Annotated in this window: 21 protein-coding genes; 13 read left to right on the top strand and 8 right to left on the bottom strand. The window is 64.4% G+C overall.

Going from position 1 to position 19,864, the window contains the following annotated elements; translation table 11 throughout:
* The first annotated feature begins 6 nt into the window (after positions 1-6).
* The 4 genes from SR882_RS06310 to SR882_RS06295 all read left to right on the top strand — a co-directional run bounded on the left by SR882_RS06310 (position 7) and on the right by SR882_RS06295 (position 3,410).
* Complete coding sequence (locus SR882_RS06310; RefSeq protein ID WP_322520411.1) at positions 7-813, top strand: metal ABC transporter ATP-binding protein; 807 nt, start codon at positions 7-9, stop codon at positions 811-813.
* The gene (locus SR882_RS06305; protein WP_322520410.1) at positions 810-1,631 is read left to right on the top strand and encodes a metal ABC transporter permease; all 822 of its coding nucleotides are present in this window, start codon (positions 810-812) and stop codon (positions 1,629-1,631) included. Before SR882_RS06310 ends, SR882_RS06305 begins: the two co-directional genes overlap by 4 nt.
* A gap of 1 nt (position 1,632) precedes the next feature.
* Positions 1,633-2,607, top strand: a complete 975-nt coding sequence (locus SR882_RS06300) for an arsenic resistance protein (protein WP_322520409.1) — start codon at positions 1,633-1,635, stop codon at positions 2,605-2,607.
* 83 nt (positions 2,608-2,690) lie between these two features.
* Entirely contained in the window at positions 2,691-3,410 is a 720-nt protein-coding gene (locus SR882_RS06295) for a hypothetical protein (protein WP_322520408.1), read from the top strand.
* Between the two features lie 18 nt (positions 3,411-3,428).
* Here the strand turns inward: SR882_RS06295 and SR882_RS06290 are convergent, their stop codons facing one another.
* From SR882_RS06290 to SR882_RS06275, 4 genes are all read right to left on the bottom strand, one after another.
* On the bottom strand, positions 3,429-4,184 hold the full coding sequence (locus tag SR882_RS06290) for a lysophospholipid acyltransferase family protein (RefSeq protein ID WP_322520407.1): 756 nt from the start codon (positions 4,182-4,184) through the stop codon (positions 3,429-3,431).
* 7 nt (positions 4,185-4,191) lie between these two features.
* Positions 4,192-4,770, bottom strand: a complete 579-nt coding sequence (gene pgsA / locus SR882_RS06285; protein ID WP_322520406.1) for a CDP-diacylglycerol--glycerol-3-phosphate 3-phosphatidyltransferase — start codon at positions 4,768-4,770, stop codon at positions 4,192-4,194.
* A complete protein-coding gene (locus tag SR882_RS06280; RefSeq protein WP_322520405.1) occupies positions 4,767-5,525 on the bottom strand; it encodes a UDP-2,3-diacylglucosamine diphosphatase in 759 nt (252 codons plus the stop codon). Before SR882_RS06280 ends, pgsA begins: the two co-directional genes overlap by 4 nt.
* A gap of 65 nt (positions 5,526-5,590) precedes the next feature.
* On the bottom strand, positions 5,591-6,103 hold the full coding sequence (locus tag SR882_RS06275) for a peptidylprolyl isomerase (RefSeq protein WP_322520404.1): 513 nt from the start codon (positions 6,101-6,103) through the stop codon (positions 5,591-5,593).
* 123 nt (positions 6,104-6,226) lie between these two features.
* On the opposite strand from SR882_RS06275, the gene cysS reads away from it, so the two are divergent.
* The 7 genes from cysS (at position 6,227) to SR882_RS06240 (ending at position 13,630) form a co-directional block, all read left to right on the top strand.
* Positions 6,227-7,615, top strand: a complete 1,389-nt coding sequence (cysS, locus tag SR882_RS06270; RefSeq protein WP_322520403.1) for a cysteine--tRNA ligase — start codon at positions 6,227-6,229, stop codon at positions 7,613-7,615.
* A 118-nt stretch (positions 7,616-7,733) separates the two neighbouring features.
* The gene (locus SR882_RS06265; RefSeq protein ID WP_322520402.1) at positions 7,734-8,819 is read left to right on the top strand and encodes a DHHA1 domain-containing protein; all 1,086 of its coding nucleotides are present in this window, start codon (positions 7,734-7,736) and stop codon (positions 8,817-8,819) included.
* Positions 8,816-9,295: a transcription elongation factor GreB gene (gene greB, locus SR882_RS06260; protein WP_322520401.1), complete on the top strand. Its 480-nt coding sequence runs from the start codon at positions 8,816-8,818 to the stop codon at positions 9,293-9,295. Before SR882_RS06265 ends, greB begins: the two co-directional genes overlap by 4 nt.
* Before the next feature lie 183 nt (positions 9,296-9,478).
* Positions 9,479-10,750 carry a sensor domain-containing diguanylate cyclase gene (locus SR882_RS06255; protein ID WP_322520400.1) on the top strand — a complete coding sequence of 424 codons (1,272 nt, stop codon included), beginning with the start codon at positions 9,479-9,481 and terminating at the stop codon, positions 10,748-10,750.
* A gap of 22 nt (positions 10,751-10,772) precedes the next feature.
* Positions 10,773-11,651, top strand: a complete 879-nt coding sequence (locus tag SR882_RS06250; RefSeq protein WP_322520399.1) for a D-hexose-6-phosphate mutarotase — start codon at positions 10,773-10,775, stop codon at positions 11,649-11,651.
* A gap of 484 nt (positions 11,652-12,135) precedes the next feature.
* Positions 12,136-12,336, top strand: coding sequence for a cold-shock protein (locus SR882_RS06245; protein ID WP_125198616.1), 201 nt, complete (start codon positions 12,136-12,138; stop codon positions 12,334-12,336).
* Between the two features lie 118 nt (positions 12,337-12,454).
* A complete protein-coding gene (locus tag SR882_RS06240; protein ID WP_322520398.1) occupies positions 12,455-13,630 on the top strand; it encodes an MFS transporter in 1,176 nt (391 codons plus the stop codon).
* Here SR882_RS06240 and SR882_RS06235 read toward each other — a convergent pair.
* On the bottom strand, positions 13,625-14,245 hold the full coding sequence (locus SR882_RS06235) for an exopolysaccharide biosynthesis protein (protein ID WP_322520397.1): 621 nt from the start codon (positions 14,243-14,245) through the stop codon (positions 13,625-13,627). The two genes, SR882_RS06240 and SR882_RS06235, sit on opposite strands and share 6 nt — an antisense overlap.
* A gap of 265 nt (positions 14,246-14,510) precedes the next feature.
* Between SR882_RS06235 and SR882_RS06230 the strand changes: the two genes are divergently transcribed.
* Complete coding sequence (locus SR882_RS06230) at positions 14,511-16,772, top strand: arginine/lysine/ornithine decarboxylase (protein WP_322520396.1); 2,262 nt, start codon at positions 14,511-14,513, stop codon at positions 16,770-16,772.
* Between the two features lie 137 nt (positions 16,773-16,909).
* On the opposite strand, the gene SR882_RS06225 is transcribed toward SR882_RS06230, so the two are convergent.
* The 3 genes from SR882_RS06225 to SR882_RS06215 form a co-directional block, all read right to left on the bottom strand.
* Positions 16,910-17,545 carry an exopolysaccharide biosynthesis protein gene (locus SR882_RS06225; RefSeq protein WP_322520395.1) on the bottom strand — a complete coding sequence of 212 codons (636 nt, stop codon included), beginning with the start codon at positions 17,543-17,545 and terminating at the stop codon, positions 16,910-16,912.
* 449 nt (positions 17,546-17,994) lie between these two features.
* Complete coding sequence (locus SR882_RS06220; protein ID WP_322520394.1) at positions 17,995-18,240, bottom strand: hypothetical protein; 246 nt, start codon at positions 18,238-18,240, stop codon at positions 17,995-17,997.
* A gap of 26 nt (positions 18,241-18,266) precedes the next feature.
* Positions 18,267-18,608 carry a DUF883 family protein gene (locus tag SR882_RS06215; protein WP_322520393.1) on the bottom strand — a complete coding sequence of 114 codons (342 nt, stop codon included), beginning with the start codon at positions 18,606-18,608 and terminating at the stop codon, positions 18,267-18,269.
* A 265-nt stretch (positions 18,609-18,873) separates the two neighbouring features.
* Here SR882_RS06215 and SR882_RS06210 point away from each other — a divergent pair, with 265 nt between their 5' ends.
* Entirely contained in the window at positions 18,874-19,581 is a 708-nt protein-coding gene (locus SR882_RS06210) for a putative metalloprotease CJM1_0395 family protein (protein WP_322520392.1), read from the top strand.
* The last annotated feature ends 283 nt before the right edge of the window (positions 19,582-19,864 follow it).

Here is a 19,864-nt window from a genome sequence, read left to right as displayed (position 1 = left end):
CACTCCATGACGGCATCCGATTCTGATTCTGCTGCGATCGTCCTGGAAAACGTGAGTTTCCGTTTCGATCGCGAGCCCATCCTCGAGGCGATCGATCTGGTGATCCCACCCGGGGCATTCACCGTGATCGTGGGGCCCAACGGAGGCGGCAAGACGACCCTGCTTCATTTGATCCTCGGCCTTTACCACCCCAATGCGGGTTCGGTACGGGTTTTCGGCGACAAGCCCGGCCGGCACCCGGAGCGCATCGGCTACGTGCCGCAGCACGGCAATCTGGCGCCGGGATTCCCGGCCACCGTGGAACAGGTCGTCCTGATGGGACTGCCGCACGGCCGACGCCACGGGCCCGGTTTTCACGTCGACGAACGCGAGCGCGCACGGCAGGCCCTGGATCGCACCGGCATCCTGGAGCTGGCACAACGTCCCTTTGGTTCGCTCTCCGGCGGCCAGCGCCAGCGCGTACTGATCGCCCGCGCGCTGATTACCGAACCGGAACTGTTACTGCTCGACGAACCATTTTCCAATATCGACCCCTACGGGCGCGCCTGCATCCACGAGACCCTCGAAGACCTCGGCGGCACGCTCACCCGGGTGATGGTCAGCCATGATCTCGGCATTACCCGGCAGGCCGTCTCGCAGGTGCTCGCGGTCAACCGGTGGCTGGTCAGCGGCGAGGGGCCGAGCATCACCGAGGAGATGCTGGCACTGATGTACGGCCAGCATGGCGCGGATTGCCCGATGGGGCACGTCGCCCTGAACGCCCACCTGCCCTCCCAGGCGGCGTCCGCCAGTCAAGGAAGGGACGCGCCATGAGCCTGATGGAACTGCTTGGACAAGGCTTCGTCCAGCACGCGCTGACTGCCGCGTTCCTGGTCAGCATTGCCGCCGGCATCGTCGGCGCACTAGTAGTGGTCAACCGGCTGGTGTTCATGACCGGCGGTATCGCCCATACCGCCTATGGCGGCGTGGGCACCGCCATCTTCTTCGGCCTGCCGGTGCTGCCGGTCACCGGGGTGTTCACCGCGGCGGCGGCCGTGCTGCTCGGGGCACTCACCCGCCGCCGTCGCGAACGCACCGACACGCTGATCGGGGTGATCTGGGCGGCCGGCATGGCCCTGGGCCTGATCCTGGTCGAGCTCACGCCTGGCTACCAGGCCGGGCTGATGACCTACCTGTTCGGGTCGATCCTCACCGTCGCCACCGTCGATCTCTGGTTGATGGCCGGGATCGATGCCGTGATCCTGGGACTGGCGCTCTACTACTACCGTGACCTGCTGTCGTTCTCCTTCGACCCGGTCTATGCACGCACCCGCGGCATCCCGGTCACCGGGCTCTACTTCATGTTGCTGCTGCTGGTCGCCCAGACAGTGGTGATGATGATCCAGGTGGTCGGCCTGCTACTGGTGATCGCGCTGCTTACCCTGCCGCCCTACCTCGCCCAGCGCTACACGCGCACCCTGGGCGGGATGATGCTCCTGTCGGGCACCTTCAGCCTGCTGTTCTGCCTGGCCGGTCTGTACGCGAGTTACTGGTTCGATATCGGCTCGGGACCGGCGATCATTGCCACGGCCTGCGCGATCTATCTGGTCGTGGTGGGGTTCGAACGCCTCGCGCTGGCGTCCCGTCGCTAAGGTGTTTCCGGCGTACTCAGCCGAGGCCGCGCGCCTGGCGCTCGAGAAATACCAGGTGGTCGTCTACCTGGTCGCCGTGGCCGCCGGGCTGGGTATCGGGCTTAGCGCCCCACCCTCCGGCGCGGCACCCGAGTGGCTGATCTGGCCGCTGCTGGCCGCGCTGCTGTACGTGACCTTCACCCAGACCCACCTGGGCACCATCGGGCGGGCGCTGGGCGATCGACGCTTCCTTGCCGTCATGCTGGTGGTCAATTTCCTGCTGGTGCCAATCCTGGTCTGGGGGCTGACACGGCTGCTCATCGACGACCCCGTGCTGGCACTTGGGGTGTTCCTGGTGCTGCTGGTGCCCTGCACCGACTGGTTCATCAGTTTCTCGCAACTGGGCCGGGCGGACGTGCCGCGCGCGATCGCCGCGGCACCCGTGCTGCTGCTCGGACAGATCCTGTTGCTGCCGATCTACCTGTGGTTGTTCACCGCAAGCGATATCCGGGCCGAGTTGCCGGTCGCCGCCATGCTCGGCGCCTTCGTCTTGGTCATCCTGGTCCCCCTGCTGGCGGCCTGGTTCACCGATGTCGGCGGCCGGCGACACCCGCTACTGCGACGAGGCACGCAGGCGATGGCGTGGCTGCCGGTCCCGCTGCTTGCCGCCGTGCTCTTCACCATCATGCTCAGCCATGCCCCGCGGGTGATCGGCGACGTCGCGGGACTGTGGCCCGTCGCGATCGTCTTCCTCCTCTATGTCCTGATGGCACCCTGGGTCGCCGCAGCCGCCGGGCATCTGGGTGGGCTGGACGTGGCCGCCCGGCGCACGGTCGCCTTCAGTGCCGGCAGCCGCAACTCGTTCATGGTCCTGCCCATCGCCCTGGCCCTGCCGGCGGGACTGCAACCGGTCGTGGCCGTGATCATCCTGCAATCCCTGATCGAGCTCTTCGGCCTGATTGCCTACACGCGGCTGATCCCGGTATGGATTCGGTAGCCATCGGAACGGGCTGGGGAGGGCTGGGGAATTCCGGCTCCCGGGGACGGTCGAACCGGCACATGACCAACCGGGAGCCACGTTTGAAACCATTGATCCGCACGATAGGGCGTGCCGGCCTGTTGCTGAGCCTGAGCCTCGGCCTGGGCACGACCATCATCTCCACCGCCCTCGCCGATGGCATGGCCCGCTTTCAGACCGCGGACCGCTCGATGCCCGCGCTGACCTTCAGCTGGCAAACGCCCGAGCGCAGCCGGCTCGATACCCCCAACGAGACCGCACACGTGATCGCCGTCGAAGGCAAGGCCTGGGGCGTGGCGAGGGTCGCCGGACATCCGGTCGCCATGGACCTTGACCAGCTCGCCGCGTTGCTCGGGCAACCGACCGCCCTGGCGCGCCTGGGCCCGGACGCGGTCGTACCCAGCCAGATCACGGCGCTGGAGCCGACCGGCCAGACGGAGACGATCGCCGGTGTGACCGGCGAACGCTACCGGGTGAGCTGGATCGACAGCGAAGGCCGGGCCCGCATCGACGAGGCGGTGCTGACCGACGACCCGCTGGTGGTGGAAATGCAGGACGCCCTGCTGGGCGGGATGACGCGCGCCATTGCCCGCGGCACCGGCACCAGGGGTCACGAGGCAGCCCAACGGGAGCTCGAACGACGTGGACTGGCGGTGCTGCGGTTTGGCGAGGATTTCCGTCTCGAATCGATCTCCGGCGACTCCCAGCCCGATGAGCGCTTCGCCATGCCAAGCAAGCCGATCGATCTGCAGCAGCTGATGCGCGGGGTGATGGGGAACTGACCGCGGCGTCGCCGCGGTTCAGTCCGCCGTGGCAGCGACCCGGGCAGCCACCGCGTGGTGGGCGCGCCGCGCTATCTCGCTGCGGGTCTCGCCCGACTCCGGATAGATCGGCTCGAGCACGTCGATACGCGCCTCGATGCCGGGGGAGGAAAGCACCCGCCACAACGAGGGCCAGAGGCTTTCGTTGTCGATGAAAGCCGGCGCCGCCGTCCGCTTCCCCCGGGCGTCGTAATAACGCAGGGCGATCGGCACCACCGGACGTTCCATCTGCACGGCGGGACCCAGCAAGCGGGCGTGAAATCGGCGCACCATGTGACCATCGGTAGTCGTGCCTTCGGCAAACACCACGATCTGCCGGCCATGCGCAAGGCCGCTTGCCACCGCTTCACTCGCCGCTTCGCTCCCCCGGCCGCGCTCGATGAATTCCGTGCCGCTGAGCCTTGCCAGCCGACCGATCACCGGCCAACGACGAATCTCGCTCTTGGCGAGAAAGACCGTTCCCTCGCAGAGCCCGCCCAGCAAGGGAATATCCAGCCAGCTGACGTGGTTGGGGAGCCACAAACTCCCCCCGGGTGGCAGGTCGGCCAATCGGTCGAGGCCCTGCACGCGCACCCGCACCCCGAGCACACGACTTGCCCCATCCAGCCAGGCCCTTGCCTGTTCGAGACGGACCGCTTCGTCCAGCCGATCAAAGCGCCGGGTCCGCCAGAGCCCCGCCACGAAGTAGCACGCCAGGCGCAGACCACGACTCAATCCACGCACGGCGCGAATCATGCCGACGTCAGTGCCCCCGCGCGTCGGCTTCGGCCCGGGCAACGGCCACGACGGCGGCCCGCGCGTACTGCGCGCCGGAAACAAAGGTTAGGAGTGCGGCGATCATCAGCAGCCAGTAGCCGATCAGGTAGACGTCGATCACGCCGAACAGGGGGAAGTAGTAGAGCAGAAACAGGATGGCGAACATCTGTGCCGTCGTCTTGAGCTTGCCCAGGGACGACACCTTGACCGCTGCACTGATGCCGCGACTCGCCATCCATTCGCGCAGGGCGGAAACGAACACCTCGCGGCCGATGATCACGGCCGTGGCGATCACGATCGGCAGGTCGCCGTCACTGAACACCAGCAGGACCAGCGCCACGGTCACGATCAGTTTGTCCGCCACCGGATCGAGAAACGCGCCGAAGGCCGATTGCTGGTTCCAGCGACGCGCGAGATAGCCATCCAGAAAGTCCGTCAACGAGGCCAGACCGAAGATCCAGGCGGCCGCCGGGCGCGCGAATTCGGCCGGGGTGAACAGGAATACCACCACCATCAGCGGAATGGCCGCGATGCGCAGCCAGGTGAGCGTCATGGGTAGAGTCATGCGATCGCCTCCTGACGCGGTGGCCAGGTCGCGATGACCTCGCTCGATTCCGGCGTGAATCGCTCCAGGGTCAGGCCGTCACCCTCAAGCGAGACCAGCCAGCCGGCCTCGCCCCAGTCCCCGGTCACCACCCTGGGGCGACCGCCGGCAAGACGGTGGATCGCGGGACGATGGGTGTGGCCGTGGATTAGCCCGTCGGCGCCGGTCCGCTCGAGGATCTCGTCGACCGCCGCGGCGTTGACGTCCATGATGTCCTCGGGCTTGCTCGAGGACGCCGTGCGGCTCTTGTTGCGCAGGTCCTCGGCAATCGCGATGCGCTCGGGCAATGACCGGGAGAGGAAATCGCGGACGAAGGCCGGATCACGCAGCTGGGCGCGCATGGCCTGGTAGGCGGCATCGTCGGTGCAGAGCTCGTCGCCGTGGGTGAGCAACCAGCGGCGCCCGCCATGCTCGAGGACAGTCTGATCGGGGAGTTGCCTGGCACCGAGGCGCTCAAGCAACTGGCGACCGACCAGAAAGTCCCGGTTGCCCGGCTGGAACGTCACGGGGGCCGTCAAAGCAGCAAAGCGCTCGAGCCGCTCGGCAATCGCCGGATCAATGGGCTGATCGTCACCGATCCAGTAATCGAACAGATCACCGAGCAGGTAGACCGCCTCGGCGTGCTCGGCGCGTTCGAGAAAGGTGTCGAGCAACGCCAGCGTGCGTGGCTCGGGCTTCGCCAGATGCAGGTCAGCGATGATCAGTGTTTCGGCCATGACCGGGCACGTCTCCCAGGGAGGTCAATCGGGTCGTCAGAGGGGGTGTCAGGCGAGTGAAACCGTCAGTCGATGCGCTCGGCCTTGTCGATCAGCACGTCGTCGACCGGCACGTCCTGGTGGCCGTGACGGGACCCGGTCTGCAGCGTGGCCATCTTGTCGACCACGTCCATGCCGTTGACCACTTCGCCGAACACGGCATAGCCCCAGCCCTGCGGGGTTTCCGAGGAGAAATCGAGGAACGCGTTGTCGGCGAGGTTGATAAAGAACTGACTGGTGGCCGAATTCGGATCGGGGGTGCGCGCCATCGAGAGCGTGCCACGCTTGTTCTTCAGGCCATTGTTGGCCTCGTTTTCGATCGGTGCGCGGGTGGGCTTTTGCTCCATCTCCGGCGTCAGGCCACCGCCCTGGACCACGAAGCCCGGGATCACGCGGTGGAAGGTCGTGCCCGCGAAATGGCCCGAGTCGACATAGGCAAGGATGTTTTCCACCGTCTTGGGGGCCTTGTCGTCGTACAGGCCGATCTCGATGTCGCCAAGTCGGGTGGAGAAGCGGATCTTGCTGTTGATGTCACTCATGCGTTTTATCTCGTCTGTCGGGGCCGTTAAACTACCGCCTTTCCCGAAAGCCTGGCTTTCAGAAAATACGCCATTTCCAATGCAGAACAGTCTAACGACCTTCGACCCGGAATCGTAGCCAACATGCTCACAATCTATGACAGCGCCGCCCGCGCCAAGCGCGAGTTCACCCCGATCCGACCGGGCCATGTCGGCATCTACGTCTGCGGGATGACGGTCTACGATCGTTGCCACATCGGTCATGCCCGGGTGCTGGTCGTCTTCGACATGGTGGTGCGCTACCTCAAGGAGCGCGGTTTCGACGTCAACTACGTCCGCAACATCACCGACATCGACGACAAGATCATCGCGCGAGCCGCGGAGAACGCCGAGAGCATCGAGTCGCTGACCGATCGCTTCATCAAGCTGATGCGCCGCGATGCCGAGGCGCTGGGCTGCCTGCCGCCCACCTCCCAGCCGCGGGCGACCGAAAACGTCGACGAGATGGTCGCGATGATCGAGACCCTGATCGAACGCGGCAATGCCTATCGCGCTGACAACGGCGACGTCTATTTCGACGTCTCGACCTTCGAGCGCTATGGCTCGCTCTCCGGGCGCGACCCGGAGGACCTGCGCGCCGGCTCCCGGGTGGCCGTCGACGAGGCCAAGGACGATCCGCTCGATTTCGTGCTGTGGAAGCACGCCAAGCCGGACGAGCCGCAGTGGGACGCACCCTTCGGCGCGGGCCGGCCCGGCTGGCACATCGAATGCTCGGCCATGTCGACCGACGCCCTGGGCACCACCTTCGACATCCACGGTGGCGGTCACGACCTGATGTTCCCCCACCACGAAAACGAGATCGCGCAAAGCGAGTGCGCCACCGGTTGCCACTTCGTCAACTACTGGATGCACAACGGCTTCGTCCGGGTCGACGACGAGAAGATGTCCAAGTCGCTGGGCAATTTCTTCACCATCGAGGAGGTCACCCAGCGCTATCATCCCGAGGTGGTGCGACTGTTCATCCTCTCGAGCCACTACCGCAGCCCGCTCAACTACTCGGACCAGCACCTGGATGCCGCCCAGGCCAGTCTGTCGCGTTGGTACAGCGCACTGAAAAAAGTGCCGGCCAACGCCGAGCCGAATGCCGAGGTCATGGACGCCTTCCACGACGCCATGGACGACGACTTCAACACCCCGAAGGCCATTGCCTTGATCCACGAGCAGCTAAGCCTGGTGCACAAGATCGGCGAGGATGACAAGGAATCCGCCGCCCCGCACGCGGCCGCCATCAACGCGATGGGCGCGATCCTCAACCTGGGTCAACTCGACCCGGATGCCTTCCTGCACTGGAGTGCCGAAGGCGATCGCGAGGACACCCTCGACGATGCCGACATCAACCAGTTGATCGCCCAGCGCGCCGAGGCACGCGCGTCGCGCAATTTCGAGGAATCCGATCGCATCCGCGACCTGTTGCTCGACAACGGCGTCACGCTCGAGGACGGTCCTCAGGGGACCACCTGGCGCCGCCAGTAAGCCATCGCCCCAAAACGAAACGACGGGAACCACTTGCATTTTCCCGATCAATCAATAGCTTGAAGCTACCTTTTCATTCACGGTCGCCCCTTGCGGCGGCCGCTGTCAGCGAGCATCCATGAGCACACCGACTATCATCCGCCCCGAAGGCTGGCTGTATCACCTGTCGCACACCGACCTTGACGGCTACGGCGCGCAGTACATGGTCGACCAGACCGACCAGCGCTGCCACTTCTTCAATGCCGATTACCGCGACATCAACAACGCCATCGACGATATCGTTGCGCGCATCATCAAGGCCGGCGAACCGGCGGGCCTGTTGATCACGGATCTCAACCTGACGCTCGACCAGGCCAAGGCCCTCGACAAGCGGATCGGCAAGATGAAGGTCCCGGTCGAGCTGCAACTGCTCGACCACCACGCCACCGGCGCCGACTGTGCCGAAGCCTTTGACTGGTACTACCTCGACACCGACCGCTGCGCAAGCCTGCTGACCTTCGAGGCCGTGGCCGATCAGCTCGATGAGTCCAAGCGTGAACTGATGCGTCAACGCGCCGAGTTCATTGATGTCGGCGATCGCTGGCTGCGCGACCACGACGATTTCCGTCGGGCGATCTATCTGATCGGCCTGGTGATGCAGGACGATCACCTCGCCCCGCCGCTCAAGGACCTCAAGCGCGCCTATCGTTTCCACGTGATGGAGGCGTTCTTCCGCTCCCACGAATCGGGCGAATCGCTGGAGGCCTTCGAGCGTCAACTGTTCGACGCACGCAAGGGTTTCCTCAAGGGACGGGTGGAAAAGCGCATCTTCAACGACGAGAACCTGCCGCTGAACGACAAGTTCCACATGCTGTCGGCCTCGGTGCTCGACGAGGACTTCGTGCCGGTCCTGGAAATCGAGGGCGTGCGCACCGGCGTATTCTTCAACTGGCCGCACGACGTCTGGCGCGGCGTGATCATGGACATGATGGAAGTGCGTGGCCAGATCGACATGGCGATGGGCATCCGGGGCAATGGCCGGTTGTCGCTGCGCGCCAATCCCGGCGTCAACGCCGGCGATATTTCCGCACGCTACTTCGGTGGCGGCGGCCATCCGGGCGCCGCTGGTGGTGAACTCAAGGACACGCGCCTGCGCGATCTGGCCCATGCGGTCAGCGCCATCCAGAAGACCCTGGAGAAAACCCCGGCCGCCGGCGAACGATGAGCACGCCGATCATCACCCGGTCCGGCTTCAAGGCCCTCGAGGCCGAGCTGGACCGCCTCTGGCGCGTCGAACGCCGCGAGACGGTCCAGGCGGTTTCCGAGGCCGCGGCCCTGGGTGATCGTTCGGAGAATGCCGAGTACATCTACGGCAAGAAACGACTGCGCGAGATCGACCGACGCATCCGTTACCTGCAAAAACGCCTGCCCAACCTGAAGGTCGTCGACCGGGCCCCGGATGACACCGACAAGGTGTACTTCGCGGCCTTCGTCGAGATGGAGTGCGAGTCCCAGGCACTCGAACGCACCCTGCGCCTGGTCGGGCCGGACGAGCTCGATCCCTCGCGCGGCTGGATCAGCATCGACTCCCCGGTGGCCCGCAAGCTGATCGGCCGACGCCCCGGCGACGTGGTGCGACTGCCCGCCGGGGAAGACAAGGGCCACTTGCCCTGGGAAATCGTCGATATCCGTTACGACTGACCACGCGGTACGGTTGGCGGCAACCTCGCGGCGGCCGGACCGACGAGCCCCCCCAACGACGTTGGCAATTCGAGACGAGGTTCCCTACGCTTTCTCGACTCGGCGACACCGATGTGACGCGGCCGCTGATGCCCCAATTCCGATCACTACCGGCGACCGCCTGCCCATCCACACGCTGAGCCAATGGCTATCATGCAAGATCTCCAATACCTGAGACTGCTTCAGGCGGCCGTCGAACAGTCGTTTGATGCCGTGGTCATCACCACGGCCGAGCTCGATCACCCCGGCCCGGAGATCGTCTACGCCAATCCGGCCTTCCTGGCGATGACAGGCTATCGGCTCGATGAGATCCTCGGCGAGACACCTCGCCTGTTCCAGGGCGAAGCCACCAGCCGCCCGGTGCTCGACCGGCTACGGGCCGCGTTGACCGTCGGTGAGCGCTTTGCGGCACGCACAATCAACTACCGCAAAGACGGCACGGCCTATGATGTCGAATGGAGCATTTCGCCGGTGCGCGACGAGGCCGGCACCGTGACCCATTTCGTCTCGGTGCAACGCGACATCAGCCTGGAGACCCGTGAGCACGAACGTCGCCAGATGCTGGTCTACGCGCTGGACGCCAGCAGTGACAGCGTGGTGATCACCGATCGAGACAACACTATCCTCGACGTCAATCGCGCCTTCGAGGAACACACCGGCTTTAGCCGTGAGGAAGTCCGCGGCAAGAACCCCCGCATACTCCAGTCCGGCATGCATGACCGCAGCTTCTATCAACGCCTCTGGGACACCCTCAAAAGCGGCGATGTATTCCGCGACACGTTCATCGACAAGCAGAAAAACGGCCAGCTGCTCCACATGGAGGAGACCATCACGCCGGTCCGGGACGAGGAAGGCGAGCTGACCGGCTACGTCTCCATCGGCAAGGACATCACCGATCGCGTCCATACCGAGAACGAGCTCAAGCGGCTGGCCACCACCGACATGCTCACCGGCCTGATCAACCGGATGCATTTCGAAAAGATCCTCCACCATGAGCACGAACGGGTGCAGCGTTATGGCCACCCCGCCGCCCTGGTCATGATCGACATCGATCGCTTCAAGCAGATCAACGACCATTGCGGTCACCCCTGCGGCGATGCGGTGCTGACGCGCTTCGCCCGCCTGATCAGTGATCACGTGCGCGCGACGGACAGCTTTGCGCGCTGGGGCGGCGAGGAATTCATGCTGATTACCCCCGATACCGATGAGCGCGCCGCCATGGCCTTGGCCGAGAAACTGCGCTGCCTGGTCCATGACACCGAATTTCCTGAAATCGGACACGTTACGGCCAGTTTCGGCGTGGCGGGCCTGGCGCCCGGTTCGACGCCGGAACAATCCATCCACCTGGTCGACCAGCGACTCTACGCGGCCAAGCAACAGGGGCGCGACCGGGTGGTCGGCCCGGACAACCGCTGATCGACAGCGAGAGACCGATTTAATGAACACCGCCTCCACCGCTGCCCGCCCTTCCCGTCTCGGCGAACTCGATACGATCGAACTGGTGTCTCGCCACGGCCGGGCCACCATTGCCTGCCTCGGGGCAACCGTGGTCGATTTCCGGGACAGCGATGACAACGAGGTGTTGTGGTTGAGCCCGACCTCCCGACTGGATGGCAGTCGCCCTGTCCGCGGTGGCATCCCGGTCTGCTGGCCCTGGTTCGGTGCCCACCCCAGCGATTCGTCGCTGAGTGCCCACGGGTTCGTCCGGCACATGACCTGGCAAGTCGAACGGCTGAGCCACGATGACAACCGGGCGGTAGCCGTGCTCGCCATCAGCGATGACGACGCCACTCGGCGCCTCTGGCCACACGCCTTTCGCCTGACCCTTACGGTCGTCCTGGACGACCGCCTCCATCTCGAACTCACCGCGGAAAACCGCAGCGAACACGCATGGGAACTCTCGGAGGCCCTGCACAGCTACTTCCGCGTTGAGGATGCGCGCGGCATCCGTGTCGACGGCCTGGACAACCTGACCTACTGGGACAAGCAACAAGGCGGCATCCGTGGGACACAGGCGGAGGCGTTGCGGGTTTACCCGCCCATTGACCGGGTTTACTTCGACCATCTGGGCGAAGCGGTAATCCACCAGCCGCACCGACGCATCCATATTGGCAAGACCGGCAGCAGAACCACCGTAGTCTGGAACCCGGGGCCCGACGGGGTGCGGGGCTTTGACGACATTCCCGACGATGCCTGGGGCGACATGCTCTGCGTGGAAACGGCAAACGCCATCGACAACCGCTACTCGCTTCGCCCCGGCGAGTCGCATACCTTGTCCGCGACTATTCATACCGAGAAGACCGCCGACAACCGCTAGAACCAGGGGCGCATTTCTGGCCCGGAGGTTGCCCGAAACGCTTTTTTGCCCCGCAAAACCGCAACAGTTGCGATCCGAGCGCCGGCAACCGCTGCGTTGGCGGCATATGGCGCAGAAACTTTCATCAGAAAAAACGCGGCGAAAACGTCCGCTACGTCGGCGAAACCGTCGCCTTCATCGCCACATGCAGATTAACTCGAGCGTTGACGGACAATAAAAGTCGCCTCTTTTGCAAAAAAACTATGGTTTGTTGGGACGAACGCGGGATAATGCGTTCCGGGAAAACGAAAGATCGCTTTCCCGAGAGGAATCAGTTAAGGACTCCTCAATTGCACCAGGCTCGAACCCCGCAGGACCACAGATTGAATTTTCCAGTTTGTACGACCCGCTACGATTTGCAGTTCTCTGACGCTTTTGCAGTCCTTCAGCACCCCTCGTTTTTCATTCAAAATTATGCACATGCATAGCATCAGAGGTATCCATCATGGCTACAGGCACAGTTAAGTGGTTTAGTGACGAGAAAGGCTTTGGCTTTATCGCTCCTTCCGACGGCTCCAAGGACGTTTTCGTCCACCACAGCGCCATCCAGGGCGGCGGCTTCAAGTCGCTGGCCGAAGGCCAAACCGTCACCTTCGAAGTCGAGCAAGGCCAGAAGGGCCCGGCCGCGGTAAACGTCCAGATCTAATCTGGTCTTAACCCGGTACGGAGCAAAACCCCGCCTCGTGCGGGGTTTTTTTGTGGCCGGGAGAAAAGTTCGATACAGCACTCACCGTGGCGAATCGGTTGCCGGTACGATACCGGCCATGATGCGTCCGGTCCCCCTCATTGTCCTGGCTCAACTGCTCGGCACCTCGCTCTGGTTCAGCGCCAATGGCGTGGGCGATGCCCTGATGCACGACTGGGGCCTGTCACCGGTCGATATCGGCACGCTGACGGCCGCCGTGCAACTGGGCTTTATCGCCGGCACCCTGTTGTTTGCCGTCTCCGGCCTGGCCGACCGCTTTGCCGCCAGCCGGGTATTCCTGGTCTCGGCGATTACGGGGGCCGGCGCCAACCTGGCACTGGCCTGGCTTGCGCAAGACCTGGCGACAGCAAGCATCTACCGATTCTTGACCGGTTTTGCGCTGGCGGGAATCTATCCCGTCGGTATGAAACTGATCGTCAGCTGGGCACCCGAACGTCGCGGCGAGGCGCTCGCTTGGCTGGTCGGCATGCTCACGCTGGGCACGGCAACACCGCACTTGCTGCAAGGATTGAGCCTGGGGCTGTCTTGGCCCTTGGTGATCACGTTTGCCTCCCTACTCGCCATCTCCGGCGGGGCGATGATCGCGTGGCTCGACGACGGGCCTTACTTGGCGCGATCGCCAACGATGCAATGGGGCGGGGTTTTCCGGGCTTTTCGCCAGCCGGGCTTTCGCGCCGCTGCATTGGGTTACTTCGGCCACATGTGGGAGTTGTACGCTTTCTGGGTACTCGTGCCGCTGTTCGTTGCCGGGCTTTATCCGCAGGCTTCCATCACCACGATTTCCCTGATCGCCTTTGCGGTGATCGGCGTCGGCGCCCTCGGCTGCATCGCGGCGGGCCGACTCAGTCGCCACCTCGGTAGCGCCCGGGTTGCCGTCGGCGCCTTGGCCATCTCCGGCGCGCTCTGCCTGTTCTATCCCTGGCTCGCCTCACTTTCGGTCGGCCTCGCCCTCGCGGCATTGTTGATCTGGGGCGTCGCGGTGGTCGCCGACTCGGCCCAATTCTCGGCGCTCGCCAGCCGCCACGCTCCTCCCGATGGGGTCGCCAGCGCGCTGGCGATCATGAACAGCATCGGTTTTGGCTTGAGTGCGTTGGCCATCCCGCTCACCACCAGCCTGTGGCAAGACCTCGGGGCGCAGGTGAGCTGGCTGCTATTGCCCGGCGCGGTGCTGGGCGTGATGGCAATGCGGCCATTGCTGGGCGCACGGTCCCCTGCCACCACCAGATCGTCATAACAACGCCCACACGATCACCCCGACACTGCCGCCGGTGAGCGCAAAGCCGGCCAGGGCGAGCACGCCGTCACGAGCGATCAAGGCGAGCCCGAAGATCGTCAGCGTCAGTCCGGCGGCATTGGCCGAGAACGGAATGAATTCCATCACCGGCATCAAGAGGGAAACCAGCATGGCCAACACGGCCACGCCGTAGCTCGCCCCGCCGTTGACGAGAAACGTCAATCGAGGACGCAGGAAGCGATCCGTGAATCGTGCCGTGGGCATCATCCAGACGACTGCCTTGTGCAGCGTGCGTTGTCGAATCCGGCGTTCAAGTAAAAACGATGGCAACCAGAAGTGATCACGCCTGAGCATCAGCTGCAGGGCGATCAAAAACACGAAGATGCCGATCAGCGTCGGCACGCCGGGAATGTCGCCGACCAACGGCGCAACCGTGATCAGCCCGGCCAGCAGGAGCATGGGCCCGAACGAGCGCCGACCGACGATGTCCAGCACGGTGCCGAGCCGGATCGAGGCATCATTTTCCCGGATATTGGCCAACAACTGCAGCAGCTCGACAAGCCCCGCGGGCTCCTTTTCCGGAGCCCTAGAGTCGTGCTGAGATGGATTGGACATTGCTGTCACCTACCTTTGAATCACGTCGGGATCTATCCCGGCTCCTTGATCCGTGTCGACCGGGCACTGCAAGCCTGAACCACCTGGCTTGCCGATCGATCCGGCGAGACGCAGCGCCTGCGGGCATTTGTTGTAAACTTGGACCTAACTTTTCGCCCGGGGCCCTGCCCCGGGTTTTGCCATTGGCGCGGCTTTCTCTCCGACCCGACAAACGGGTATTGGTTTCGCCGAGACAGCCACCTGCGGATCCCGAGGTTGACCATCCATGATCTTCCGCTTCCCCATCGTCATTATCGACGAGGACTTTCGCTCCGAAAACGTCTCCGGCCTGGGCATTCGTGCGCTGGCCGAGGCGATCCGTGCCGAGGGCGAGGAGGTATTGGGGGTCACCAGCTACGTGGACCTGGCCGCCTTCGCTCAACAACAGGCGCGGGTGTCCGCGTTCGTCATCTCCATCGATGACGAGGAGTTTCACGGCGGCAATGCCTCAGTGGACGAGTCGCTGGAGGTCATCGTCCAGCTACGCAACTTCATCCAGGAAATCCGCTTTCGCAACGCGGATATCCCGATCTTCCTCTACGGGGAGACGCGCACCAGCCGGCACCTGCCCAACGACGTGCTCAAGGAGCTGCACGGCTTCATCCACATGTTCGAGGACACGCCCGAGTTCGTCGCCCGGCACGTGATCCGCGAGGCGCGCAGCTACCTCAACTCGCTCGCCCCGCCCTTCTTCCGCGCGCTGACCGGCTACGCCGCCGACGGCTCGTACTCCTGGCACTGCCCGGGACATTCCGGCGGCGTCGCCTTCCTCAAGAGCCCGGTCGGACAGATGTTCCACCAGTTCTTCGGCGAGAACCTGCTGCGGGCCGATGTCTGCAATGCCGTCGAGGAACTCGGTCAACTACTCGATCATACCGGCCCGGTGGCCGCCTCGGAGCGCAACGCCGCGCGCATCTTCAACGCCGACCACCTGTTCTTCGTCACCAACGGCACCTCGACCTCCAACCGGATGGTGTGGAACTCGAATGTCGCCCCGGGTGACGTGGTCGTGGTCGATCGCAACTGCCACAAGTCGATCCTGCACTCGATCATCCTCACCGGCGCCATCCCGGTGTTCCTGATGCCGACGCGCAACCACTACGGCATCATCGGCCCGATCCCCCGCCGGGAGTTCTCCAAGGAGAACATCAAGAAGAAGATCGCCGAGCACCCGTTCGCCGGCAAGGCCGAGGACCAGCAGCCCAAGATACTGACCATCACCCAGTCCACCTACGACGGCATTCTCTACAACGTCGAGGAGATCAAGGACGAGCTCGACGGTTTCGTCGAGGTTCTGCATTTCGACGAGGCGTGGCTGCCGCACGCGGCCTTCCACGACTTCTACGGCGACTACCATGCCATCGGTGCCGACCGGCGCCGCTGCGACGACTCGGTGATCTACTCGACGCAGTCGACCCACAAGCTGCTGGCCGGCTTGTCGCAGGCCTCCCAAGTGCTGGTGCAGGACTGCAACAAGGAACGCTTCGACCAGGACGTGTTCAACGAGGCCTACCTGATGCACTCCTCGACCTCGCCGCAGTACGCGATCATCGCCTCCTGCGACGTGGCCGCCTCGATGATGGAACCGCCGGGCGGTACAGCGCTGGTCGAGGAGTCGATCTTCGAGGCGATGGACTTCCGCCGCGCCATGCAGAAGGTGGATGCCGAATACGGCGATGACTGGTGGTTCAAGGTCTGGGGCCCGGATTCGATCCCCGAGGAAGGCATCGGCACCCGCGACGACTGGATGCTCCACGAGGACGACCGCTGGCATGGCTTCGGCCAGGTGCCGACCGGCTTCAACATGCTTGATCCGATCAAGGCGACCATCATCACGCCAGGGCTCGATGTCGACGGTGATTTCCACGACTGGGGCATCCCGGCGTCGATCGTTACCCGCTATCTGGCTGAGCACGGCGTGGTGGTCGAGAAGGCCGGCCTCTACAGCTTTTTCATCATGTTCACCATCGGCATCACCAAGGGCCGCTGGAACACGCTGCTGACCGCGTTGCAGCAGTTCAAGGACGAGTATCAGCGCAACCAGCCGCTGTGGCGGATCATGCCCGAGTTCGTCAACAAGCATCCGCGCTACGAACGGGTGGGCCTGCGTGATCTCTGCGAAAAGCTCCACGCGGTCTACCGAGAGCACGATGTCGCCAAGCTGACCACCGAGATGTACCTCTCCGATATCCAGCCGGCGATGCGCCCGGCGGATGCCTGGTCGAAGATGGCGAGAAAGCAGATCGACCGTGTACCGATCGACGAACTGGAGGGACGGATCACCGCGTCACTGGTCACACCCTACCCGCCGGGTATTCCGCTCCTGGTACCGGGCGAACGCTTCAATGCCCGCATCGTCGAGTACCTGACGTTCGTTCGCCACTTCAACAAACAGGTGCCGGGGTTTGAGACCGACGTGCACGGTCTGGTGGCGGAGGATACCGAGGAGGGTCTGCGCTACTTCATCGACTGCGTGCGCGACGACTGACCCGGAGAAACGCGGTACGAACAGCCACTGCCTCTGCCGTACCGACTTGATGGCGGGCAACTCCGCAAGCCGGAGGTGCCATCGAATCGCGTTCAGCGTTCCTGGCGGTCACGGCCGATGGCGGGTGTCAGAACACCTCAGGTCGCCACCAGTCCGGTGATGGCCAACGTGGCGACGGCCAGCAGGTAGAACACCCCCAGCAACACGAACAGGCCGTCGATGGCCACCAGCGCCAGGCCGAAAGCCACCACGGCCAGTCCCGCGGCCGTCGCCGAGAATGGCACCAATTCCATCGCCGGCATGGCCAGCGCCAACAGCAGGCAGATCGCGGCGATGAAAACCGCGCCACTGTCGGAGGCCAGTATGGAGAGTCGTGGCCGCAGCCACCAATCAATAAAACGCGCCGGCCGGTCCAGCCATTGCAGTGCGCTCTGGAGGCGGCCGCTGGGCACGTGACGATCAAGCAGCCAACGAGGCAGCCAGAATGCCTCTCGGCCCATGACCAGTTGCAGGGAGATCAACGCCAAACCGATTCCCATCGTGGTCGGCATGCCCGGCAAGCCACTTAGGGGCGATACGAGGATCACACCGATCAGAAGGAGGACCGGGCCGAACGACCGCGTGCCGAGCGCGTCCATGATGGTCGCCAGATAGACGTCGTCCCGGTCGGATGCGACCTGTGCGATCCGTTGCAGCAGATCGCCCAGATTGCGTGGCGCCTCGTTGACGACCAATGCCTGACCGGTTTTCGCTCGATCCTCATCCTGCGGCATCACCCTTCCTCCTCGAGGAACCCGTGCACGAGCCCGAAAACGTCCCGCGCGCCTTGACCACGAACGACTCGTTGGGCCGGCGCGCATCGGATTCGTGCAGAGTTTCCTTAAACGTGGTTACCGCAACCTGAGACCGTTCCGGAGCACCCGGGTTCGCAACACATGCCACGTGAAACGGGTAACGGCGCCGTGCGTCGCATCATCCAGCCAGCCATAGGCCGTACCCGCGGCCACGGCCAGCCCCAGCGTCCGCCACGGGTGGTGCTGCGTGCCAGACGCAACCGGGAGCCAAAGCATCTCGGCACCGCCTTGCAGGCGTTGGCTGCTGTCTTGCAAGGCCAGCTTGGCCCGCTGCAGGTCCTCTGAGGGAGAGGGTTCGCACCGGGCAGACGGGAAAGCCCCGACATGAGACCGGCGAGCGCGCTGCTCGAGCCGTCGGGCGTCGCTAGTCACCGCAACCATCGGTAGGCCCAGAAACCCAGCATGGCCGCAACCAGCAAGCTCACGGAGGCGATCACGGCGAAACCACCCGCGGCCCCCCAAACCGGGGCGACCCAGTGGTAGATCGCCGCGAGCACCAACCCGATGGCCACCACCGCCAACAATCCGACCACGCCCAGCAACACGACGGCGGCCGCAACGCGGCCGACCTGTTGGCGGAGCACCCGCCCCTCGGCCTCGACCAGGTTGGTCAAGGCGAGGACATAATCGGTCAGCGCTTTCAGTGTCGGCCTCCGTCGATCAACTTGGCAATGACAAACCCCACGCCAAAGGCGGCGACCACCGAGGTCAACGGGTGGCGACCGACCATTTGCTCGGCCTCCTCGACGCGCTTATCGCCATACTGTCGCGCCTGCTCGTACCCGCGATTCAGGGTGTCGAGACCCTCGTCGAAGGCCGACTGGACCTCGTCACGCGCTCTCCCTGCGCCTTGTCGAACTCGGGCTTCGTTCTGTTCCTTGAACGCCTTGAGCATGTCGCCCACGTCGCCACGCAACTGCGCCAGATCGGCCTTGACCGCTTCGAGCTCGGCGTTACTGTCTTTCTGTGGTGCCTGTGCCATATCGCGAATCCTCTTGGTGAAAAACCCTAACTGTCAGGTGAGAGCCTAGTCGTCGGTCGGGACGAATCCAAGCCGCCCTCGCCCGGGCCACCTGGCTCATGGTCACGGGGACAACAGCATCATCACGGGGTTCCGTCGACTTGTCATGCTCCGCAGTCGGCGGATGGGGCGATTCGTCTGCGGCGGATGCGCTTATCGCAGATATTGCAGATCGTGCACAAAGACGATATAACCGATTGATCTGAATCGAGACCCATCCCCGTCAATGACACCGATCGCTGCCTCATTGCCCAGCCTCCCGCCTGCCCCGCCGTTCGTGCCGGGCGGGTCGACGGTCGTGGCACCAACCGGCATGGGGCCGGCCACCAAGCCACAAGCGCCGGTGGCAACCGCGGAAACGCCGCGAGTTGAACGCCGGGAGAGCGATGAGGCGCGCCCGGTTCGGGCACCCATGACGACCGACGCGACGGCGATCGAGGAGCAACGCATGCTGACGGACCTCAAGGCGCGTGATCGCGAGGTGCGTGCCCATGAGAATGCCCATCGTGCGGCCGGAGGCAACCTCGTGCGCGGTGGTTCCTACGACTACCAACAGGGACCCGACGGAAAACGCTACGCGGTGGGTGGCGACGTCCAGATCGATACCACGCCCGTCCCGGACGATCCACGAGCGACCGCGGATAAAATGGCACAGGTCATTCGCGCGGCCCTGGCCCCGGCCGAGCCGTCACCCACCGACCTGGCCGTGGCGGCGCAGGCAACGGCCGAACGCAATCGCGCGCAGGCCGAGGCACAGGCCGAAGCCCAGTCCACCGGCCAAGCCAGCGACCAGGCCGAGTCCCGCGCCGGCCCCGACTTTCAAGGCGACGATGAGCGCTCCGCCGCGGGGGTAGATTCGAGCGACGCATCCACCCAGTATCGCCGCACGGCCAACCAAGTGATGGCCGGCTCGAACCTCAATGCGATGGCCTGAGCCTGCCGTTTCATCGAAGGGAAACTTCGCATGAATCGATGGCGCCTCTGGCTCGCGGGTTTGTTCGCAATCGAGGCGCCGGGCCGAAGGCGGGCTCGCTGCCCGTCGAGGGCCGGGAACGACGAGTGCGGGCCAACCCGCGAGCCCCGCACGGGCGGGCCGCCAAGGGCCCATCTGCGGCGTTGCGGTGCTTGCGAATGGCAACGGCCATTCACTGCGCACTGCGCCTTGCATCTGGATCCTTGGCGATCCCGCAGAGACACTATCGATTCGTGCAGAGTTT

It is taken from the genome of Guyparkeria halophila (assembly GCF_034479635.1).
Taxonomy (GTDB): Bacteria; Pseudomonadota; Gammaproteobacteria; order Halothiobacillales; family Halothiobacillaceae; genus Guyparkeria; species Guyparkeria halophila.
This window is presented reverse-complemented; position numbering and strand designations above follow the sequence as displayed.

Bases quoted from the DNA above. Each gene is read 5' to 3' on its own strand.
- SR882_RS06310 (WP_322520411.1), top strand. From the start codon at position 7: ATGACGGCATCCGATTCTGATTCTGCTGCGATCGTCCTGGAAAACGTG.
- SR882_RS06305 (WP_322520410.1), top strand. From the start codon at position 810: ATGAGCCTGATGGAACTGCTTGGACAAGGCTTCGTCCAGCACGCGCTG.
- SR882_RS06290 (WP_322520407.1), bottom strand. From the start codon at position 4,184: ATGATTCGCGCCGTGCGTGGATTGAGTCGTGGTCTGCGCCTGGCGTGC.
- pgsA (WP_322520406.1), bottom strand. From the start codon at position 4,770: ATGACTCTACCCATGACGCTCACCTGGCTGCGCATCGCGGCCATTCCG.
- SR882_RS06280 (WP_322520405.1), bottom strand. From the start codon at position 5,525: ATGGCCGAAACACTGATCATCGCTGACCTGCATCTGGCGAAGCCCGAG.
- SR882_RS06275 (WP_322520404.1), bottom strand. From the start codon at position 6,103: ATGAGTGACATCAACAGCAAGATCCGCTTCTCCACCCGACTTGGCGAC.
- cysS (WP_322520403.1), top strand. From the start codon at position 6,227: ATGCTCACAATCTATGACAGCGCCGCCCGCGCCAAGCGCGAGTTCACC.
- SR882_RS06265 (WP_322520402.1), top strand. From the start codon at position 7,734: ATGAGCACACCGACTATCATCCGCCCCGAAGGCTGGCTGTATCACCTG.
- greB (WP_322520401.1), top strand. From the start codon at position 8,816: ATGAGCACGCCGATCATCACCCGGTCCGGCTTCAAGGCCCTCGAGGCC.
- SR882_RS06255 (WP_322520400.1), top strand. From the start codon at position 9,479: ATGGCTATCATGCAAGATCTCCAATACCTGAGACTGCTTCAGGCGGCC.
- SR882_RS06250 (WP_322520399.1), top strand. From the start codon at position 10,773: ATGAACACCGCCTCCACCGCTGCCCGCCCTTCCCGTCTCGGCGAACTC.
- SR882_RS06245 (WP_125198616.1), top strand. From the start codon at position 12,136: ATGGCTACAGGCACAGTTAAGTGGTTTAGTGACGAGAAAGGCTTTGGC.
- SR882_RS06240 (WP_322520398.1), top strand. From the start codon at position 12,455: ATGATGCGTCCGGTCCCCCTCATTGTCCTGGCTCAACTGCTCGGCACC.
- SR882_RS06235 (WP_322520397.1), bottom strand. From the start codon at position 14,245: ATGTCCAATCCATCTCAGCACGACTCTAGGGCTCCGGAAAAGGAGCCC.
- SR882_RS06230 (WP_322520396.1), top strand. From the start codon at position 14,511: ATGATCTTCCGCTTCCCCATCGTCATTATCGACGAGGACTTTCGCTCC.
- SR882_RS06225 (WP_322520395.1), bottom strand. From the start codon at position 17,545: ATGCCGCAGGATGAGGATCGAGCGAAAACCGGTCAGGCATTGGTCGTC.
- SR882_RS06215 (WP_322520393.1), bottom strand. From the start codon at position 18,608: ATGGCACAGGCACCACAGAAAGACAGTAACGCCGAGCTCGAAGCGGTC.
- SR882_RS06210 (WP_322520392.1), top strand. From the start codon at position 18,874: ATGACACCGATCGCTGCCTCATTGCCCAGCCTCCCGCCTGCCCCGCCG.